The following is a 17,314-nucleotide window of genomic DNA, read 5'->3' on the forward strand; positions in this document are numbered from 1 at the left end:
TTCGCGCGAGATGCTGCTCGTTCGCTGGACTCTCGCTGTGAGGTTGCTGTGAGCCACCCACAACGAAGTTGCCGCGAGCCACCGACAACGAGGTTGCCGCGAGCCACCGACGACACAGCCCAGCCACAGGGGGCATGATGGCAGCGATGCTCGACGCGAAGACCGACGGCCGAATCAGGACTCGGTCTCCCGTGTCATCCATGCACGTATTCGCAACTCTGCTCGTATTGGGCATCGTCTTCGGTGCCGATATCGCGCGATGGGTCGACTCGTCCCCTGCGCTGAAGACCGGCGCGACGGTGTTCACCGGGATCTTCGTGCAGGCGACGCCGTTCCTGGTGCTCGGAGTACTCGTCAGTGGAAGTATCGCCGCGTTCGTCTCGCCGTCGGTGCTGCGACGAGTGGTCCCGAAGAACCAAACGGCTGCCGTCGGAGTGACGGGACTGGCCGGAATGGCGCTGCCCGGTTGTGAGTGCGGTGCCGTTCCCGTCTCGCGTCGGCTGATGGATCAGGGTGTTCCGGCATCGGCCGCCCTCGCGTTCCTGCTGTCGGCGCCGGCGATCAACCCGGTCGTCCTGGTCTCGACCGCGGTGGCTTTTCCCGGCGAACCCGGCATGGTTCTCGCGCGGTTCCTCGGCTCGCTCGCCACTGCACTGGTGATGGGTTGGCTGTGGACTCGATTCGGCAAGGCGGAGTGGATCACCGCGCGGCTGGCCGCTCGCGGACACGATCACGACCGCTCGAAGTGGGAGACGTTCCGCGAGTCGGCGCGTGCTGACCTGCTTCAGGCCGGGGCATTTCTCGTGTTCGGTGCCGCGGCCGCCGCCCTGCTGCATCTGGTGATTCCGGACTGGGTGTTCGCCCATCTCGCCGGGCAGTTGCTGCTGTCGATCCTGGTGATGGCCGTACTCGCGGTGATTCTGGCGCTGTGTTCGGAGGCCGATGCGTTCGTTGCCGCCAGCATGTCGATGCTGCCGCTGCTTCCGCGGTTGGTCTTCCTGGTGGTCGGACCTGCCGTCGACGTGAAGCTGATGGCGATGCAGGCGGGCAGTTTCGGACGCGGGTTCGTCGCACGTTTCGCCCCGCTGACGTTCGTCGTCGCGATCGTGTGTGCCTCGGTGTGCGGCTACCTCGTTCTGGGAGCGCGATGAAGCGCGAGGTGCAGAACCTTCTGCTGTTTCTCCTCGGCGGAGCCATGGTCAAGATCTCGTTGGACGGCAGCTTTGTGCGATACGTCAAACCGTCGCTGCATCCGTATCTGCTGACTGCCGGCGTGTTGATCGTGCTCCTGGCGGCCGCGTCGATCGTGGCCGACATCCGCCGCGGTGGGCCGGCCGACGACGGGCACGATCATGATTCGCGTCCGTACTGGCTGCTGTTGGTCCCGCTCGCGGTCATCCTGTTCGTCGCACCGCCCGCGCTGGGTGTCTCCGCGGTCGGCGATCGATCCGTCACCTCGGCGGCCGATCGTCAGCGGACAGCGTTTCCACCCCTCCCGGACGAGCGTGCGCCCGAGGTTCCGTTGCTCGATGTCGTACAACGCGCGGTCAGGGACACCGAAGGCAGCCTCGACGGACGGGAGATTCGCGTCACCGGATTCGCCGTCGGCACCTCGAACGGAGGCTCGCCGCGCGCCGACGGCACGACGGACGGCATCGATCTCGCTCGCATTCTGATCATCTGCTGCGCGGCCGACGCCAGGTCCGTTCGCATCCACCTCGACGCAGGTAGCGCGTCTCTCGACGACATTTCGGACGGCACCTGGCTGCGGTTATCGGGGACCGTCGACGCGGCCACAGCGACGGAGGACACCGCGTTCACACCCACGATGACCGTCTCGACGGTCGAGCGAATCGACGCGCCCGCGAACACGTACGCGTACTGACCACCCGAAAGCCATGGCCACTATCGACCAGAATTGGTACGATCGTACAAGTCACTTCCGACAATCGGACGAGCGCACCGTACCCGAACAGCGACAAGACGGTGCAAGGAGTGATTTTCGTGGCTTGGCTCATTCTCGTCGTCTCCGGCGTTCTCGAAGCGATCTGGGCGACCGCGCTCGGTAAGTCCGAGGGCTTCACCAAACTCGGACCGTCCGTCGTCTTCGGAGTCGCAGTGGTTCTCAGCATGATCGGTCTCGCGGTCGCGATGCGGTCGTTGCCCACCGGTACCGCCTACGCCGTCTGGGTGGGAATCGGTGCCACCCTCACCGTCGCGTACGCCATGATCACCGGCGAAGAAGCTGCGTCACTGCTCAAGGTGGCGCTTCTGGTCGGCATCGTCGGATGCGTCGTGGGACTGAAGGTTCTTCACTGATTTTCCGAGCTACGAGCAGTTACAGTAAAACGATGAATTGGGTGTCAGCGATCACACTGCCCGCGCGCGCCGGAATTGCCATCGCCGAGCAGGCGATCGGCGTCGCGGAGGTCGCGTTGGCCACCACCAGGATGGCCTTGGCCACCGGTGCATCCGGCACCGCAGGTGTCGCCTCGCTCGCCAATCCACGCGGCGGCACCATGCAACTGCTCGCCCAGCTCGGCCAACTCACCTCCGACGACCGCGCCCTGGGCAACGCACTCAAGGAAGGCGGACCCTTGGACCGCCTTCTCGCCCAGGGCGGCGTCGTCGACCGCCTCACCTCCGAGGACGGCACCCTCGAGCGGTTGCTCTCCCCGGGTGGCCCGGTAGAGCGAATTCTCGCTCCGGGCGGACCCTTGGACCGGCTGCTCGCCGAGGACGGACCGCTCGAACGACTGCTCGCCGAAGGCGGTCTGCTCGACCGCATCACCGCCACCAACGGACCGCTCGAACGACTGACGGCCAAGGACGGCCCGCTCGAGGTGCTCACGCGTCAGGACGGCCTGATCGAGCGTGCCATCGCCGAGGAGGGCATCCTCGAAACTCTGCTCGCCGAGGACGGTGCCATCGAGCGACTGACAGCCAAGGGCGGACCGCTCGATCAGCTGGTCAAGCTGTCGGAGACACTGACGTCGGTGGCCCCGAACATCGAGCGGATGAGCATCTCGATCGACATCCTGCAGGATTCCGTGGAGATCCTCTCGGCTGCGGTCCACCCACTGGGCGAGCTGGTCGGCCGACTCCCGAGTCGCTGGCTCAAGAGCGGGAAACAGTCGGTTCACGAGTTGCACTGACGCCCCGGCCCCTCCGGCGAAGATTCTCGACTCTCGGGGCTGCGGCGTCGACTCGTTGTTAGCGCTCACACTGGTGAGCGGGGGTACGGAAAATAAACTTTGACAATGCCGATGTTATCGCTCACACTTTCGTCTTGATGTGATGTGCGGCACAGACGAGGCCGCTCTCCACCAACTTCGAGATCTGATTTCACCGAGCAGGGAGAAACGATGAAGTTTCGACATCTACCCATGGCCGCGGCCGCGGTGGCACTGGCCATCACGGTCACCGCATGCGGATCGAGCACCAAGACGGCGGACGTCCAGCCGGCCGACGGCGGAAGCACGGCGGGCGCGCTGATCGGCGTGACGATGCCGACCAAGTCCTCGGCTCGATGGATCGCCGACGGCGACAATCTCAAGAGCGCGCTCGAAGGACAGGGCTACAAGGTCGATCTGCAGTACGCGGAGAACGATATTCCCACCCAGGTGAATCAGATCGAGAACCAGATCACCCAGGGCGCAAAGCTTCTCATCGTGGCTTCGGTGGACGGCACCGCGATCACCACCCAGTTGCAGGAAGCCAAGGACAACGGCATCGGCGTCATCGCGTACGACCGCCTCATCCGCAACTCTCCCAACGTCGACTACTACGCGACGTTCGACAACTACAAGGTCGGCGTCGACCAGGCCACGTCTCTGCTCGTCGGCCTCGGATTGAAGAACGAGGACGGCACCGACAAGGCCGACGCCCCAGCGGGTCCGTTGAACATCGAGGTCTTCGCCGGTTCTCCCGACGACAACAACGCCACGTTCTTCTTCGACGGCGCGATGGAGACTCTGCAGCCGTACTTGGACGACGGAACACTGAAGATCGGCAGCGGCGAATCCGACTTCGAGACGGCCGCAACACTGCGCTGGGATCCGGCGACCGCGCAGAAGCGCATGGAGGATCTGCTCACCAAGACGTACTCCTCGGGCCAGAAGGTTCAAGGCGTGCTCTCGCCGTACGACGGACTGTCGATCGGAATCCTCTCCGCGCTCAAGAGCAACGGCTACGGCACAGCAGGGCAGCCCTACCCGATCGTCACCGGTCAGGATGCCGAGGTGCCGTCGGTGAAGTCGATCATCGCCGACGAGCAGTACTCCACGATCTACAAGGACACCCGGCAACTGGCCGAGGTCACGATCGCGATGGCTCAATCCATGCTCGACGGTCAGACGCCCGAGACGAACAACACGACGGACTACGACAACGGCGAGAAGGTCGTTCCGGCGTACCTGCTGCAGCCCGAGATCGTCAACAAGGGCAACTACGAGCAGCTGCTGGTCGAAGGCGGCTACTACACCGAGGATCAGTTGAAGTGAGTTCGGAGATGACGAGCCCGATCTTGGAGATGCGCGGCATCACCAAGACGTTTCCCGGCGTGAAGGCGCTGCAGGATGTCACTCTCTCGGTCAATCGCGGCGAGATCCACGCGATCTGCGGTGAGAACGGCGCCGGAAAGTCGACGCTCATGAAGGTGCTGTCGGGTGTGTATCCACACGACACATTCGACGGCGAGATCGTGTTCGACGGTCGCGCCTGCGAGTTCTCCGACATCCGGAGCAGCGAGGCCGAGGGCATCGTCATCATCCATCAGGAACTCGCGCTGAGTCCGTACCTGTCCATCGCCGAGAACATCTTTCTCGGCAACGAGCGGTCCAGGCGCGGGTTCATCGACTGGAACCGAACCAATTCCGAGGCCGCAGCCCTACTGAATCGGGTAGGGCTGCGGGAGAACCCGGTCACCGTGGTCAACGATCTCGGGGTCGGCAAGCAGCAACTCGTCGAGATCGCCAAGGCGTTGTCCAAGGACGTCACGCTGCTGATTCTCGACGAACCGACTGCAGCACTGAACGATTCGGACTCGGCTCACCTGCTCGACCTGCTTCGCGGTCTGCGAGACGAGGGAATCACGTGCGTGATCATCTCGCACAAGCTCAACGAGATCGCGGCCGTCGCCGACCGCACCACGATCATTCGTGACGGCCGAACCATCGAGACGTTGGACATGCGCAGCCCCGAGGTCACCGAGGATCGCATCATCTCGCTGATGGTCGGCCGCGATCTCGAGCACCGGTTCCCACCACACGAATCCACTGTGGGAGAGGAAGTTCTGCGTATCGAGGACTGGACCGTGCACAGCCCGACCCAGCACGGCCGAACCGTCGTCGACGGAGCGAATCTGACGCTGCGCCGGGGTGAGATCGTCGGCCTGGCCGGGCTGATGGGTGCCGGACGCACCGAATTGGCCATGAGTGTCTTCGGACGCAGTTACGGCATCGACATCTCGGGGCGACTGTACAAGTACGGCAAGGAAATACACGTCAAATCCGTCAGCGACGCCATCCATCACGGAATCGCCTACGCCACCGAGGACCGAAAGCGCTACGGCCTCAACCTGATCGACGACATCAAACGCAACATCTCCACTGCGGCACTCGACAAACTGGTGACCGGTGGCTTCGTCGACGACAACCAGGAATACAAGGTGGCCGAGGGCTTCCGGAAGAGCATGAACATCAAGGCACCGAACGTCTCTGCCGTCGTCGGCAAGCTCTCCGGCGGCAATCAGCAGAAAGTCGTGCTGAGCAAGTGGATCTTCAGCGATCCCGACGTGCTCATCCTCGACGAACCGACGCGAGGAATCGACGTCGGCGCGAAGTTCGAAATCTATTCGATCATCAACGATCTCGCCGACGCAGGCAAGGCAATTCTGGTGATCTCCTCCGAGCTACCGGAACTGCTCGGACTGTGCGACCGGATCTACGCGCTGTCCGCAGGCCGGATCACCGGTGAGGTGACTCGCGAGGACGCGACACAGGAATCCCTCATGCACCTCATGACCCGTGGAACAGGAGTACTTCGATGAACCAGCTGTCGACCGTACGGGGGCTGCTCACGCGAAACCTCCGCCAGAGCGGGATCTTCATCGCGTTCGCGTTGATCATCCTGCTGTTCACCGTTCTCACCGGCGGCCAACTGCTGGTCCCGCAGAACATCAGCAACATGGTGGTCCAGAACTCGTACATCCTCATCCTGGCCATCGGCATGGTCGTGATCATCATCGCGGGCCACATCGACCTGTCCGTCGGATCGGTTGTCGCGGCGACCGGAGCGATCTCGGGTGTGCTGATGGTTCAGCAGAACGTGCCGTGGCCTCTTGCGGTGCTCATCACGCTGATCATCGGCGGTCTGATCGGAGCCTGGCAGGGCTATTGGGTTGCGTACTTCGGCATTCCGGCATTCATCGTGACCCTGGCCGGCATGCTCATCTTCCGCGCGGTCACCCTCATCGTTCTCGGTAACCAGGGCATCGGACCGTTCCCCGGACCCGTACGTACTCTCTCCAACGGCTTCCTCCCCGGCTTCCTGGGCAACGTGGGACTCGGGCCGCTCGGGGGTGCGGACATCTTCACCCTGCTCGTCGCGATCCTCGCTGTTGCCGGAATCGTGTTCACGCAGTGGCGTTCTCGGACTGGTCGGCAGAAGTACGGGCAGGCCGTTGACGCGATGCCCCTGTTCCTGCTCAAGATGGTTCTGGCCGGCGGTCTGGTTCTCGCCGTCGCCGTCCAGCTGGCGCGCTTCAAGAACCTGCCGTACGTGCTGATCCTTCTCGCCGTACTGGTGATGGGCTATTCGACGCTGGCAGGCCGGACGGTGTTCGGTCGGCACGTGTACGCCATCGGCGGAAACATCCACGCCGCATCGCTGTCCGGCATCAAGGTCAAGCCGGTCACCTTCTGGATCTTCGTGAACATGGGCGTACTGTCCGCCCTCGCCGGAATCATCTTCGCCGGCCGCCTCAATCAGGCGGGCCCCACCGCAGGCAACGGCTTCGAGCTCGACGCGATCGCGGCGGCATTCATCGGCGGTGCAGCAGTGCAGGGCGGCGTCGGCCGCATCGTCGGCGCGCTCACCGGTGGACTCATCATCGCCGTGATCAACAGCGGAATGTCGCTCATCGGTTCGCCCAGCGAACGCGTTCAGCTGGTCAAGGGCCTGGTACTCCTCGCCGCAGTGGCATTCGACATCTGGACCAAGCGCCGAGCAGCGAGCGGTAAGGGCAACAAGGGCGACAAAGCTGCGCCTCCGAGCAGCTATCTGGGAGTGCCTGTGCCGGCCGAGATGTTCTCCGGTGCCGAGCCAGGCAAGCCTGCGCCCACCACGACCGGTTCCGCGGTGACAACACCCACGTAATCCACACAGTCGCGGGCACCACCGGCCCGGGCATGCTGTGATTGTCTTCGATCACGAAGGGAGGCTCGGAAGATGACACCCACTCGCGGACCCGCCATGACCGATGTCGCCCGTCTCGCAGGCGTGTCCCATCAGACCGTCTCCCGCGTCATCAACGGTCATCCCAACGTGACCGAAGCGACGAGAACCAAAGTGCATCAGGCGATCTCGGAACTCGGCTATCGACCGAACACTGCTGCTCGCGCTCTGGTCACCGGCCGCAGCAAGACCATCGGAATCGTGGGGACCGGAAACGCTCTCTACGGTCCGGTGTCGACGCTGTACAGCGTCGAGTACGCAGCCCGTCACGCCGGCTACTCCGTGGTGGTCGGCGTCCCCACCTCGTTCGACGAGGCAGCCATCATCACCTGTGTGCGCCGGTTGCAGAAGCAGGGTGTCGACGGCGTCGTCGTCATCGCGCCTCTGCGCACCGACGGTGGAGATATCGCCGATCTGGCCGGGGAACTCCCACTCGTCGCCGTGGAGGGTTCGCCTGCCGGTGATCTGGCCGTCGTCTCGGTGGACCAGATCGCCGGAGCCAGGGCCGCAACCAGTCACCTGCTCTCGCTCGGACACAGCGCCGTGTGGCACGTTGCCGGACCGCTGGGCTGGTACGAGGCCGGCGACCGCGTCACCGGATGGCGGATGGCCCACGAGGAAGCAGGCATCGAACCGCCGCCCACCCTCAGCGGCGATTGGACTGCGAAATCAGGGTTCCGGGCCGGCAGCGAACTGGCCGTCGACGCCGACGTCACCGCAGTGTTCGCAGGCAACGACTCCATGGCACTCGGGGTGCTCCGCGCGCTGAACGTCCACGGAAAGCGAGTACCGCAGGACGTCAGCGTCGTCGGCTTCGACGATGTTCCCGACGCCGAATTCTTCTCACCGCCCCTGACCACCATCCGCCAAGAATTCACCGACGTCGGCGTACGAAGCGTCGAAATTCTGCTCGACCAGATCGACACCGGAAACCGAAGCACCAGGCGTTCGAGCATCGAACCGACCCTGGTGATCCGATCCAGCACCGGCACCCCACGTGCATGAAAACTCGTAGCCTGCTACGAGTTTTCGCTCACTTGGGTCGTTCCGCGGGCTCCACTCCTGCTCACGTGCGGCGGAGCCGCTCCAATGCGCAGTTGGATCTCGACGAGTAGACGTGCGTCGGAATCGGTGAGATCGAGGTCCAGGATCTGCTCGACGCGGCGAATGCGGTAGCGCAGGGTGTTCGGGTGAATGTGCAATCGCTCGGCGGCAGCCCGAACGTCGCCGAAGCACGCAAGGTACGTCTCTAGACTCTCGCGCATTCTGGAGTCATTGGTGGCGTCGTATCGGTCGAGGGCGGCGAGGCGCGGGTCTCGCAGCTGTTCGTGATTGGTGATCAGTTCCAGGATTTCGCCCAGCAACACCGAGGTTCTCGACTCCTCCAGCGTCGTGACCCGCACCTCGCCGGTGGTGCCGTCGAGAACTCGGTCGACCTCGAACCTGGCCACGGCCACGCCCTCGAGATCGGCGATCGGGGCTGCGACCGCAGCGCGCAACGCCATCGAGGTACGCGTCTCGATCCGTCCGACGGCGTCGGCGGTCCACGCCGCAATCCCCGTGCCCGACGCCACCCCGGGAAACAGCGCGTAGATTCTCTCACCGATGGTGGTGACCAACGAGTCTCGTCGAAAAGCGCTGGCGTGCAGTCGAACAGACGGTGCCAGGGCGCTGATCTCGAAGTCTCCGCAGGCCGCGAATCCGACGACCGCCGCGGAACCCGAGGTGGGTATCGACAGCGCAGACGCCAGCGACGGGATATCGACACCGCCACCCCTTGCCCCGAGCAGGCGCTGAATCTGCAGGGCCTCGTTGGTCGGGGCGTTAGCGATGCGGGTGATCAGTCGGGCCGCGACAGCGGAGGCACCGCGCAGTACCGCGTCGGCGTCCGAGGCGAGCGGGAGGGAACCCTGCTGCACCCAGATCGTCCCGAGAGTCGTCGGGCTGCCGGTCATGCGACGAATCCCGACTGCGAGGCGTCGACGAATCTCCAGTTCGGTATCGGCCGGCACGTCGATCACGTCGTCGGTACGGCGGAGTCGATCGAACACGCCACGCTCGTGCAGCCTGCGCAGATAGTCGGCCGGTCCTTCGCGTCCGAGAATCGACAGGGTTCGCAGTTCGTCGGCCGCGTCGTCGGATGCCGAGTAGGCCAACACGTGTGAGCGCTCGTCCTCGATGCTCACCATGCCCTTCGTCAGCGACGCCACCGTCTGCGCGAGTTCGTAGAGGTCGGTGTCGGCTCCGAACAGTCCGTCGTCGGGGCTCTGGGCCCGGGCCTGATCGAGAACTCCGCGCATCATCGACAGCAACAGCTCCCACCGTGTCTGCTGGTGCACTGCGACCAATGCGATACCGGTCTCCCTGGCACCGTGGGACAGCGCGGTCGAGGCGGCGACTTTGGTCAGCACCGCGAGTGGTCGGTCTGCGACCGGACGCAACGCGAGATCGTCGAACCACCGGATCACATCGGCCTCGGTCACGCCCACCAGCAGCGTCAGATCGGAGGATGCTCCCGGAGGTAGCCGCAGGTCGTCGGCATCGAGCAGCGCGACGGACTCGACGGCCATGTCCGTTCCGGCGGGCGCGAGGACGAGTTCGACGACGGCGCTGTGCAGCGAGGTCAGCATCGAACGCAGCGACACCGTATTGGCCATGCGGACAAGTAGAACATGAATTCTTTGGCCGATGAGCTGATTGAACGCGGTGCGGATCGGACTTCAATGAGCAGCACACACCGAAGCCGAGGAGCAGCCATGGACGCCGTCACATCCGTCCCCACCCCCACCAACGAGCCGGTCAACACCTACGCCCCGGGTAGCCCGGAACGCACCCGCTTGCGCAGCCGCCTGACCGAACTGCGTTCCTCCCCCGTCGAGATCCATCAGGTCATCGGCGGAGTTCACCGACAGGCCGACGGCCCACGCGAGAACGTCGTCGAACCGCACAAGCACTCGTCGATCATCGGCAGTTTCGCCGGTGCCGGCCACCAGGATGTGCGCGACGCCATCGACGCCGCCACGGCAGCCGCGCCGATGTGGCGCGATCTTCCCTTCGACGAGCGCGCCGCGGTGTTCCTGCGGGCCGCCGATCTGCTGTCCGGCCCGTGGCGCGAAAGAATCGCTGCTGCAACGATGCTCGGTCAGTCCAAGTCGGCCTACCAGGCGGAGATCGACGCACCCTGCGAGCTCATCGACTTCTGGCGGTTCAACGTCACGTTCGCCCGGCAGATTCTCGCCGAGCAGCCGATATCGGCACCGGGAGTGTGGAATCGCGTCGAATACCGTCCGCTCGAGGGCTTCGTCTACGCCATCACTCCGTTCAACTTCACCGCCATCGCAGGCAACCTGCCCACCGCGCCCGCGTTGATGGGCAACACCGTGCTGTGGAAGCCCTCGCCCACCCAGGCCGTGGCCGCATATCTCACGCTGCAGCTCTTAGAAGCCGCCGGTCTGCCGCCGGGGGTGATCAACCTCGTTCTCGGCGACGGTCCGATGGTGTCCGAAGTCGCCCTTGCCGATCCGCGGCTGGCCGGCATCCACTTCACCGGATCCACCGCGACGTTCCAGACGCTGTGGCGTCAGGTGGGCAACAACATCTCGAACTACCACTCGTATCCCCGGCTCGTCGGCGAGACCGGCGGCAAGGACTTCATCGTCGCGCACAGCTCGGCCGATCCGGATGTGTTGACCACAGCCATGATTCGCGGTGCGTTCGACTTCCAGGGGCAGAAGTGCTCGGCGGCGTCCCGGGCCTTCGTACCGAAATCGCTGTGGGCGTCGATGGGCGATTCGTTCGTCGAGCAGGTCTCGGCGCTGAAGTACGGTGACGTGACCGACCTCTCCAACTACGGCGGTGCCGTCATCGACCGAAAGGCGTTCGACCGCAACGCAGCTGCCCTCGACCGAGCGAAGTCCGTCCCCGGCCTGACCATTGCTGCAGGCGGAACCTGTGACGACTCGGAGGGCTACTTCGTCTCGCCCACGGTGCTTCTCGGCGACGATCCCACCGACGAGGCCTTCACCACCGAGTACTTCGGCCCCATCCTCGCCGTGCACGTCTACGACGACAGCAAGCCCGACGCCTACGCCGAGACCCTGCGCGCCGTGGACAGTGGCTCGAAGTACGCATTGACCGGAGCGGTCATCGCCACCGATCGCACCGCCGTCGAACACGCCCATGCGGCACTGCGATTCGCCGCAGGCAACTTCTACGTCAACGACAAACCGACCGGCGCAGTGGTGGGACAGCAACCGTTCGGCGGAGCCCGTGCATCGGGCACCAACGACAAGGCCGGCTCACCGCAGAACCTGCTGCGGTGGACCTCGGCCCGCACCGTGAAGGAAACGTTCGTTCCGCCCACCACCCACGGCTACCCACACCAGGAAGGCGAGGGAACGCGATGACCACTCTGCTGAGCAATCCGCTGCGGCCGGCGCTGCTGGCGGCGGCGCGTTCACCGAAACTGCAGGCGACGGTGACGCGGCTGCGCGCCACCCGATCACTCGTCGACCGATTCGTCGCGGGTGAATCCGAGCCCGCGGCCGTCGGCGCGGTCGATACCCTGCTGGCGTCGGGCCGGTTCGTCTCGGTGGACTACCTCGGTGAGGACACCACCGACCGAGTCCAGGCGAAAGCAACCGTGGACGCGTATCTGTCACTGATACAACGCTTTTCGACGCGAAGAGCCGATGCGACAGCGCTGGAGATCTCACTCAAGCTGTCCGCGCTCGGCCAGGGAATCGACCGAACCCTGGCGCTGGAGAACGCACGGACGATCTGCACTGCTGCCACGGCGGCCGGCGTGTGGGTGACGGTCGATGCCGAGGACCACACGACCACCGATTCGACCCTGTCGATCGTCCGCGAACTGCGCGTGGACTTTCCGGATCTGGGTACGGTGCTGCAGGCGTATCTGCGACGCACCGAGGCCGACTGCCGGGACCTGTCCGGACCGAGATCTCGGATCCGCCTGTGTAAGGGTGCGTACAACGAACCGTCGTCGGTGGCGTTTCAGAGTGCACGCGAGGTGTCCGACTCGTACCTGAGGTGCCTGCAGGTTTTGATGAACGGTCGCGGCTACCCGATGGTGGCCTCACACGATCCGGAGATGATCGACGCGGCGGAGCAGTTCGCGGCGTCCGCGGGCAGGTCGTCCGAGGAGTTCGAGTTCCAGATGCTGTACGGCATCCGCGATCCCGAGCAGCGCCGACTCGTCGATGCCGGGCGGCACGTTCGCGTGTACGTGCCCTACGGGTCGCAGTGGTACGGCTACTTCATGCGCAGACTGGCCGAGCGTCCGGCGAACCTGATGTTCTTCGCGCGATCGGTGCTCTCGCGTACATAGCGGGTGCACTCGACAACTCGCTCACCGCACAAGCGCGCGCGTTTGCCGGCTGCGCGCAGAATCGCGAGGTTTCCGAGGCGATTTCGCGCGCATTCGACGAATGCGCGCGCATTTGTCCACCACCGAAGTCGGCCGCCCTCTCGCCTCGGCGTTCCAGCGTGGATTAGGTCGTGCGACATCGGGGCATCCCGACGTCATGGCAAATTACAGAGTTATCGATCCGCAGGGAACCGTCGTCGAGACCAAGGAAATCTCCAGTTCGGAGGACGCACACGCCTGGTTCAAGGACAGCAAGTCGGACAACGAGGAATTGGGATGGCGACTCGAGGTCGAGCACGACGGCGAGTGGGCCTTCTTCAGCGCCTCGGAGGGAACCGAGGACTAGTTCTCCTGGCCTGCAACAACTTCGGACGACCCTGTACACCGGCTACGCCATACTGCAGGGTCGTTCGTTCGTTCGGGGACAGACAACTCGGGGGACCGACGACTCGAGAACGACGAACAGTGGGCAGCCCCGTACTGGAGCTGCCCACCTCTTGTCGCGGCGATGATCGCCGGAGTATTACCGGTCGTTCGAGGGACGAGCCGTCGGAATCGTGGACTCGAGGTCGGCGACCTGGATCAGACGTGAGACCGAGCGTCCTGCGACGATCGACCATGATGCGCCGATGCCGGCCGTGTAGTCACGGACTGCATCGAAAACTGTGAGACCTGCGATGCCGAAGAATTCGACATTGGACAGATCGAGGGTGACATGCCTTTTGCTGGACACGCGGCTGCAGACGAAATCGGAGAACATCGGCGCGCTGCGCATGTCGATGTCGCCGTGGACGGCGACGACGAGTGAGCCGTCGGGGCCGTCGTGCGCGGTGAAGATTGCTCCGGTTGCTGCGACGGACACGGACTTCTCCGCGACAGTCACCGGGGTGGTTCGAACTTTGTTGCCTGAAGATTCAACACTCATGGCAGATCCCATCGATCGGTCGAACTGAGGGGGAAACCGATTGACGCAGCGGGAGCAGAATTTTAGCCTGACCCGGACGCCGACTTCGCTGCGTTTCCCCGTGACCGGCTGTTAGCTCAACCGTGGCCAACCCTACGGCACTGGCACGCTCGGAGTCCAGCATCGGCCCGAACAGGCCACCCACCAGCGGTTCGAACATCGCGCCGGGCGCGGCCCCTACGCGCGACGACTGTTTCCCAGGTCCGCGTGATGTTCTCGCATAGCGCCGATCAGCGCTTCGAACACCCGATGCGCGGCGGCGAGATCGCCATCGGGGAGATCCGCCAATGCGGCGCTCGTCCGCTTACCGAGGGGGCCGAAGAACCCGCGAGCGACCTCCATCCCGTGCTCGTCGTACCGCAGAATGACCTTGCGTCGATCGGACGCGTCGGATTCGCGGCGGATGTGCCCGGAGGTGATCATGCGCTCTACGAGGTAGGTCATCGCCGCCGAGGACAGACCGAGCATCGTGCCCAGTTCCCCCGCCGTCAGCGGCGCACCCTCGACATCGGCGACCATGACGTGCAACAGAGCCCGAAAGTCATTGGGCCGCAGGCTGTGTAGAGCGCCGAACACTTGGCCGATCTGTTCGGAGACCGACGACAGCGCTCGTAGATCCGCGGAAATCGCGGATTCGAGGTGGTTTCGGTCGGCCATGTCGGTGGCAACTCCTTCGCTGCGGTCACCGTCAGACTACTGCCCGCAAGAGATTCAGTTGCTTAATATCTAAGTAAATGAGATTGTTTCTTCGTGGACAGCACTCGAACCGAGAACAAGACCGTCTGGGACCGCGTCGCGGTCGCGGCCACCGGGCGTAGATCCGGGGCGCTGGCGGCAGCGATCTTCATCCTCGCCGTGGCCGTGATGGGGTTGGTCGGCAGCAACGATTCCGCCGACCAGTCGCCGAATTCGTTGCCGACGTCGGCCGAGTCCTACCAGGTCGACGAACTTCTCGCCGAATTCCCGGATTCCGACTCCGCACCGGTGATCCTGGTTCTGAGCCGGGCCGACGGCGGCGACCTGACAGCCGCCGACATCGAGGGCGCAGCTGCCGCACAGAGCAGGCTGCTCGCCGTCGATCGCTCGGTGCCGGACGAGCCCGGCCCGCCCCCGATCGTCGCACCCGACGGCAAAGCTGCGATCGCGCTGGTCCAGGTCGATTCCGAGTTGTCGGGCTTCACGCTCAACGAACTGATCACCGAGCTGCGATCCGCGGCCGGCGACGGCCTCTCTCCCGATCTGATCGCCCAGGTCACCGGCGGACCCGCTTTCGGTGCCGACATAGCGAACTCGTTCTCCGGAGCCAACTTCACGCTTCTGGCCGTCACCGCGCTCGTGGTGGCCGTCCTCCTCATCGTCACCTACCGATCACCCATCCTGTGGTTGGTGCCGTTGGCCGTCATCGGTTTCGCCGACCGATTCGCCACCACCGTCGGTACCGCGCTGGCCCAGGCCACCGGGCTCTCCTTCGACGGTTCGACCTCGGGAATCACCAGTGTGCTGGTGTTCGGCGCAGGCACGAACTACGCACTGCTGCTCATCTCTCGATACCGCGAGGAACTGCGTCGCGAGTCCGATCATCGCCTCGCCCTGCACCGCGCCGTTCGCCAGGCCGGGCCCGCCATCCTCGCCAGCAACGCAACCGTCGTACTGGCCCTGCTGACCTTGCTCCTCGCGATGCTGCCGAGCACCCGCAGCCTCGGGGCGCTGGCCGCGGCCGGTCTCGTCGTCGCAGCAGTGTTCGTCCTGTTCGTACTGCCGCCTCTACTGAAACTGTGCGGCCCGAAGCTGTTCTGGCCCTTCGTTCCCAAGGAGTCGGACCGTGACACCACCACGGAGGGCGTCTGGCATTCGATCGCCGCGGGAGTTGCCCGACGCCCCGTGGCCACCGCCTCGATCACGATCGTCGCACTGCTGGCCTGCTGCGCCGCACTGTTCGGGACTCAGATCGGACTCTCGCAAACCGAGCAGTTCCGTGTCACCGCCGAGTCCGTCGAAGGCTTCGACACCCTCTCCCAGCACTTCCCGGCCGGATCGGCCGATCCGATGACGGTCCTCGCTCCCACCGCCGACATCGATGCAGTCATCAGCACCGCCGAGGGCATCGACGGAGTCGTCTCGGTCGATCGCGTCGCAGATTCCGACACCGGACTCACCCGCCTGTCGGTCGTCACCGACGCGGCCCCCGCATCCGACGAGTCGTTCGCCGTCGTCGAGGACCTCCGCGCCGCACTCACCGGTGTGGACCGCGCACTGGTAGGCGGCAGCGACGCCAAGGCACTCGACACCACCGACGCAGCGGCCCGCGATCGCCTCGTGGTCATTCCCGCTATTCTCGCGGTCGTGCTCGCCGTGCTCCTTGTTCTGTTGCGCGCCCTGGTCGCGCCCCTGATCCTGGTCGCGACAACGGTATTGAGCGCAGTGGCCGCGATCGGGATCGGCAGCTGGGTGAGCCTGCACGTCTTCGGATTCCCCGCCCTCGACGACAACACTCCGCTGTTCGCGTTCCTGTTCCTGGTCGCGCTCGGCGTGGACTACACCATCTTCCTCGTCACTCGTACCCGGGAGGAGACGCCCCAGCACGGCACCAGATCTGCCATCGTGCGGGCGGTCTCGGCCACCGGAGGTGTCATCACGAGCGCGGGAATCGTTCTGGCAGCCGTGTTCTGCGTGCTCGGCGTGCTACCGCTGATCACCCTGACCCAACTCGGAATCATCGTCGGACTCGGTATTCTGCTCGATACCTTCGTGGTACGCACAGTCGTGATTCCCGCCCTGTTCACCCTCATCGGCCCGGGGATCTGGTGGCCGAACAGGATCGACTCGAACAAGAACACATCCGCAACCCAAGGAGCGAACATATGAAGATCCGCAACGCATTCGGCCGCACCGCACTCGTCGGTGCCCTGGCCGCAGGCGCACTGCTGACCGCGGCCCCCGCTCAGGCGCAGCCGGTCGGACCACTGGGATCGGTCGGACTCGAGCCGCTGGCTCCGATCCCGTCACTCGATGTCGAGCGCTACCTGGGCACCTGGAACCAGGTGGCCGCGGTGCCGCAGCCGTTCAACCTGATCTGCGCCCGCGACACCCAGGCGAACTATCAGTTGATCGACGAAGCCAACATTCGCGTCGAGAACACCTGCACCACCTGGACGGGCCAGGAAAACCGCATCGTCGGTAACGCACGAGTCAACGACACTGTCACCAATGCCCAACTGCACGTGAGCTTTCCGGGCGTTCCCACGCAGGAGAGCCAGGAAGGACCGACCAACTACATCGTCGCCTACATCGCCGACGACTACTCGTGGGCGTTCGTCGGAAGCCCAACCCGCACGTCCGGATTCGTGCTCAAGCGCACGCCCGACGTCAGCGTCGAGCAGTTCCGCGAGATCCGCGGCGTCGTCGAATCGCTGGGTTACGACTCGAACTTCATCACCACGACACCCACCCCGGGCGGCGCGACGACCATTCAGCAGCTCTCGACGGTGTAATGCCTGCGGCAGTGGTGC

The 17,314-nt window shown here is 64.6% G+C and carries 16 protein-coding genes and 1 riboswitch; of the genes, 13 read left to right on the plus strand and 3 right to left on the minus strand.

The features are described from left to right. Positions 1-146: 146 nt before the first annotated feature. The 8 genes from CH291_RS04380 to CH291_RS04415 all read left to right on the plus strand — a co-directional run bounded on the left by CH291_RS04380 (position 147) and on the right by CH291_RS04415 (position 8,460). Positions 147-1,151, plus strand: coding sequence for a permease (locus tag CH291_RS04380; protein WP_094686873.1), 1,005 nt, complete (start codon positions 147-149; stop codon positions 1,149-1,151). Next, complete coding sequence (locus tag CH291_RS04385; protein WP_094686817.1) at positions 1,148-1,885, plus strand: TIGR03943 family putative permease subunit; 738 nt, start codon at positions 1,148-1,150, stop codon at positions 1,883-1,885. Before CH291_RS04380 ends, CH291_RS04385 begins: the two co-directional genes overlap by 4 nt. A gap of 45 nt (positions 1,886-1,930) precedes the next feature. Then, a riboswitch (guanidine-III (ykkC-III) riboswitch) is annotated at positions 1,931-1,993 on the plus strand. A gap of 11 nt (positions 1,994-2,004) precedes the next feature. After that, entirely contained in the window at positions 2,005-2,319 is a 315-nt protein-coding gene (locus tag CH291_RS04390) for a DMT family transporter (protein WP_068055819.1), read from the plus strand. A gap of 32 nt (positions 2,320-2,351) precedes the next feature. Next, the gene (locus tag CH291_RS04395) at positions 2,352-3,155 is read left to right on the plus strand and encodes a hypothetical protein (protein ID WP_037194493.1); all 804 of its coding nucleotides are present in this window, start codon (positions 2,352-2,354) and stop codon (positions 3,153-3,155) included. Between the two features lie 210 nt (positions 3,156-3,365). Further along, positions 3,366-4,502 (plus strand): multiple monosaccharide ABC transporter substrate-binding protein, encoded by a 1,137-nt coding sequence (chvE, locus tag CH291_RS04400; protein ID WP_068055809.1) that lies wholly within the window; start codon positions 3,366-3,368, stop codon positions 4,500-4,502. Positions 4,503-4,510: 8 nt separating this feature from the next. Continuing rightward, positions 4,511-6,049, plus strand: a complete 1,539-nt coding sequence (gene mmsA / locus CH291_RS04405; RefSeq protein ID WP_094686874.1) for a multiple monosaccharide ABC transporter ATP-binding protein — start codon at positions 4,511-4,513, stop codon at positions 6,047-6,049. Next, positions 6,046-7,377 carry a multiple monosaccharide ABC transporter permease gene (mmsB, locus tag CH291_RS04410; RefSeq protein WP_068055806.1) on the plus strand — a complete coding sequence of 444 codons (1,332 nt, stop codon included), beginning with the start codon at positions 6,046-6,048 and terminating at the stop codon, positions 7,375-7,377. Before mmsA ends, mmsB begins: the two co-directional genes overlap by 4 nt. A 72-nt stretch (positions 7,378-7,449) precedes the next feature. Next, on the plus strand, positions 7,450-8,460 hold the full coding sequence (locus tag CH291_RS04415; RefSeq protein WP_068055803.1) for a LacI family DNA-binding transcriptional regulator: 1,011 nt from the start codon (positions 7,450-7,452) through the stop codon (positions 8,458-8,460). Positions 8,461-8,474: 14 nt separating this feature from the next. Here the strand turns inward: CH291_RS04415 and CH291_RS04420 are convergent, their stop codons facing one another. Then, positions 8,475-10,112, minus strand: a complete 1,638-nt coding sequence (locus tag CH291_RS04420; RefSeq protein WP_256980731.1) for a PucR family transcriptional regulator — start codon at positions 10,110-10,112, stop codon at positions 8,475-8,477. Positions 10,113-10,211: 99 nt separating this feature from the next. Here CH291_RS04420 and pruA point away from each other — a divergent pair, with 99 nt between their 5' ends. The 3 genes from pruA (at position 10,212) to CH291_RS04435 (ending at position 13,187) form a co-directional block, all read left to right on the plus strand. Then, positions 10,212-11,861, plus strand: coding sequence for an L-glutamate gamma-semialdehyde dehydrogenase (gene pruA, locus CH291_RS04425; RefSeq protein WP_094639261.1), 1,650 nt, complete (start codon positions 10,212-10,214; stop codon positions 11,859-11,861). Next, a complete protein-coding gene (locus CH291_RS04430) occupies positions 11,858-12,802 on the plus strand; it encodes a proline dehydrogenase family protein (protein WP_094670385.1) in 945 nt (314 codons plus the stop codon). The genes pruA and CH291_RS04430 overlap by 4 nt, the downstream gene beginning before the upstream one ends. A gap of 196 nt (positions 12,803-12,998) precedes the next feature. After that, entirely contained in the window at positions 12,999-13,187 is a 189-nt protein-coding gene (locus CH291_RS04435; RefSeq protein WP_094686875.1) for a hypothetical protein, read from the plus strand. A 177-nt stretch (positions 13,188-13,364) separates the two neighbouring features. On the opposite strand, the gene CH291_RS04440 is transcribed toward CH291_RS04435, so the two are convergent. Together CH291_RS04440 and CH291_RS04445 are read right to left on the minus strand one after the other, a co-directional pair. Continuing rightward, complete coding sequence (locus tag CH291_RS04440) at positions 13,365-13,703, minus strand: STAS domain-containing protein (RefSeq protein WP_231893846.1); 339 nt, start codon at positions 13,701-13,703, stop codon at positions 13,365-13,367. A 279-nt stretch (positions 13,704-13,982) separates the two neighbouring features. After that, positions 13,983-14,462, minus strand: coding sequence for a MarR family winged helix-turn-helix transcriptional regulator (locus tag CH291_RS04445; RefSeq protein ID WP_068055782.1), 480 nt, complete (start codon positions 14,460-14,462; stop codon positions 13,983-13,985). Positions 14,463-14,669: 207 nt separating this feature from the next. Between CH291_RS04445 and CH291_RS04450 the strand changes: the two genes are divergently transcribed. Continuing rightward, complete coding sequence (locus CH291_RS04450) at positions 14,670-16,670, plus strand: MMPL family transporter (RefSeq protein WP_179276443.1); 2,001 nt, start codon at positions 14,670-14,672, stop codon at positions 16,668-16,670. Continuing rightward, entirely contained in the window at positions 16,667-17,296 is a 630-nt protein-coding gene (locus tag CH291_RS04455) for a lipocalin family protein (protein ID WP_094686818.1), read from the plus strand. Before CH291_RS04450 ends, CH291_RS04455 begins: the two co-directional genes overlap by 4 nt. The last annotated feature ends 18 nt before the right edge of the window (positions 17,297-17,314 follow it).

Origin of the sequence: Rhodococcus sp. 14-1411-2a, assembly GCF_002259485.1 — a bacterium.
Classification (GTDB): domain Bacteria; phylum Actinomycetota; class Actinomycetes; order Mycobacteriales; family Mycobacteriaceae; genus Rhodococcoides.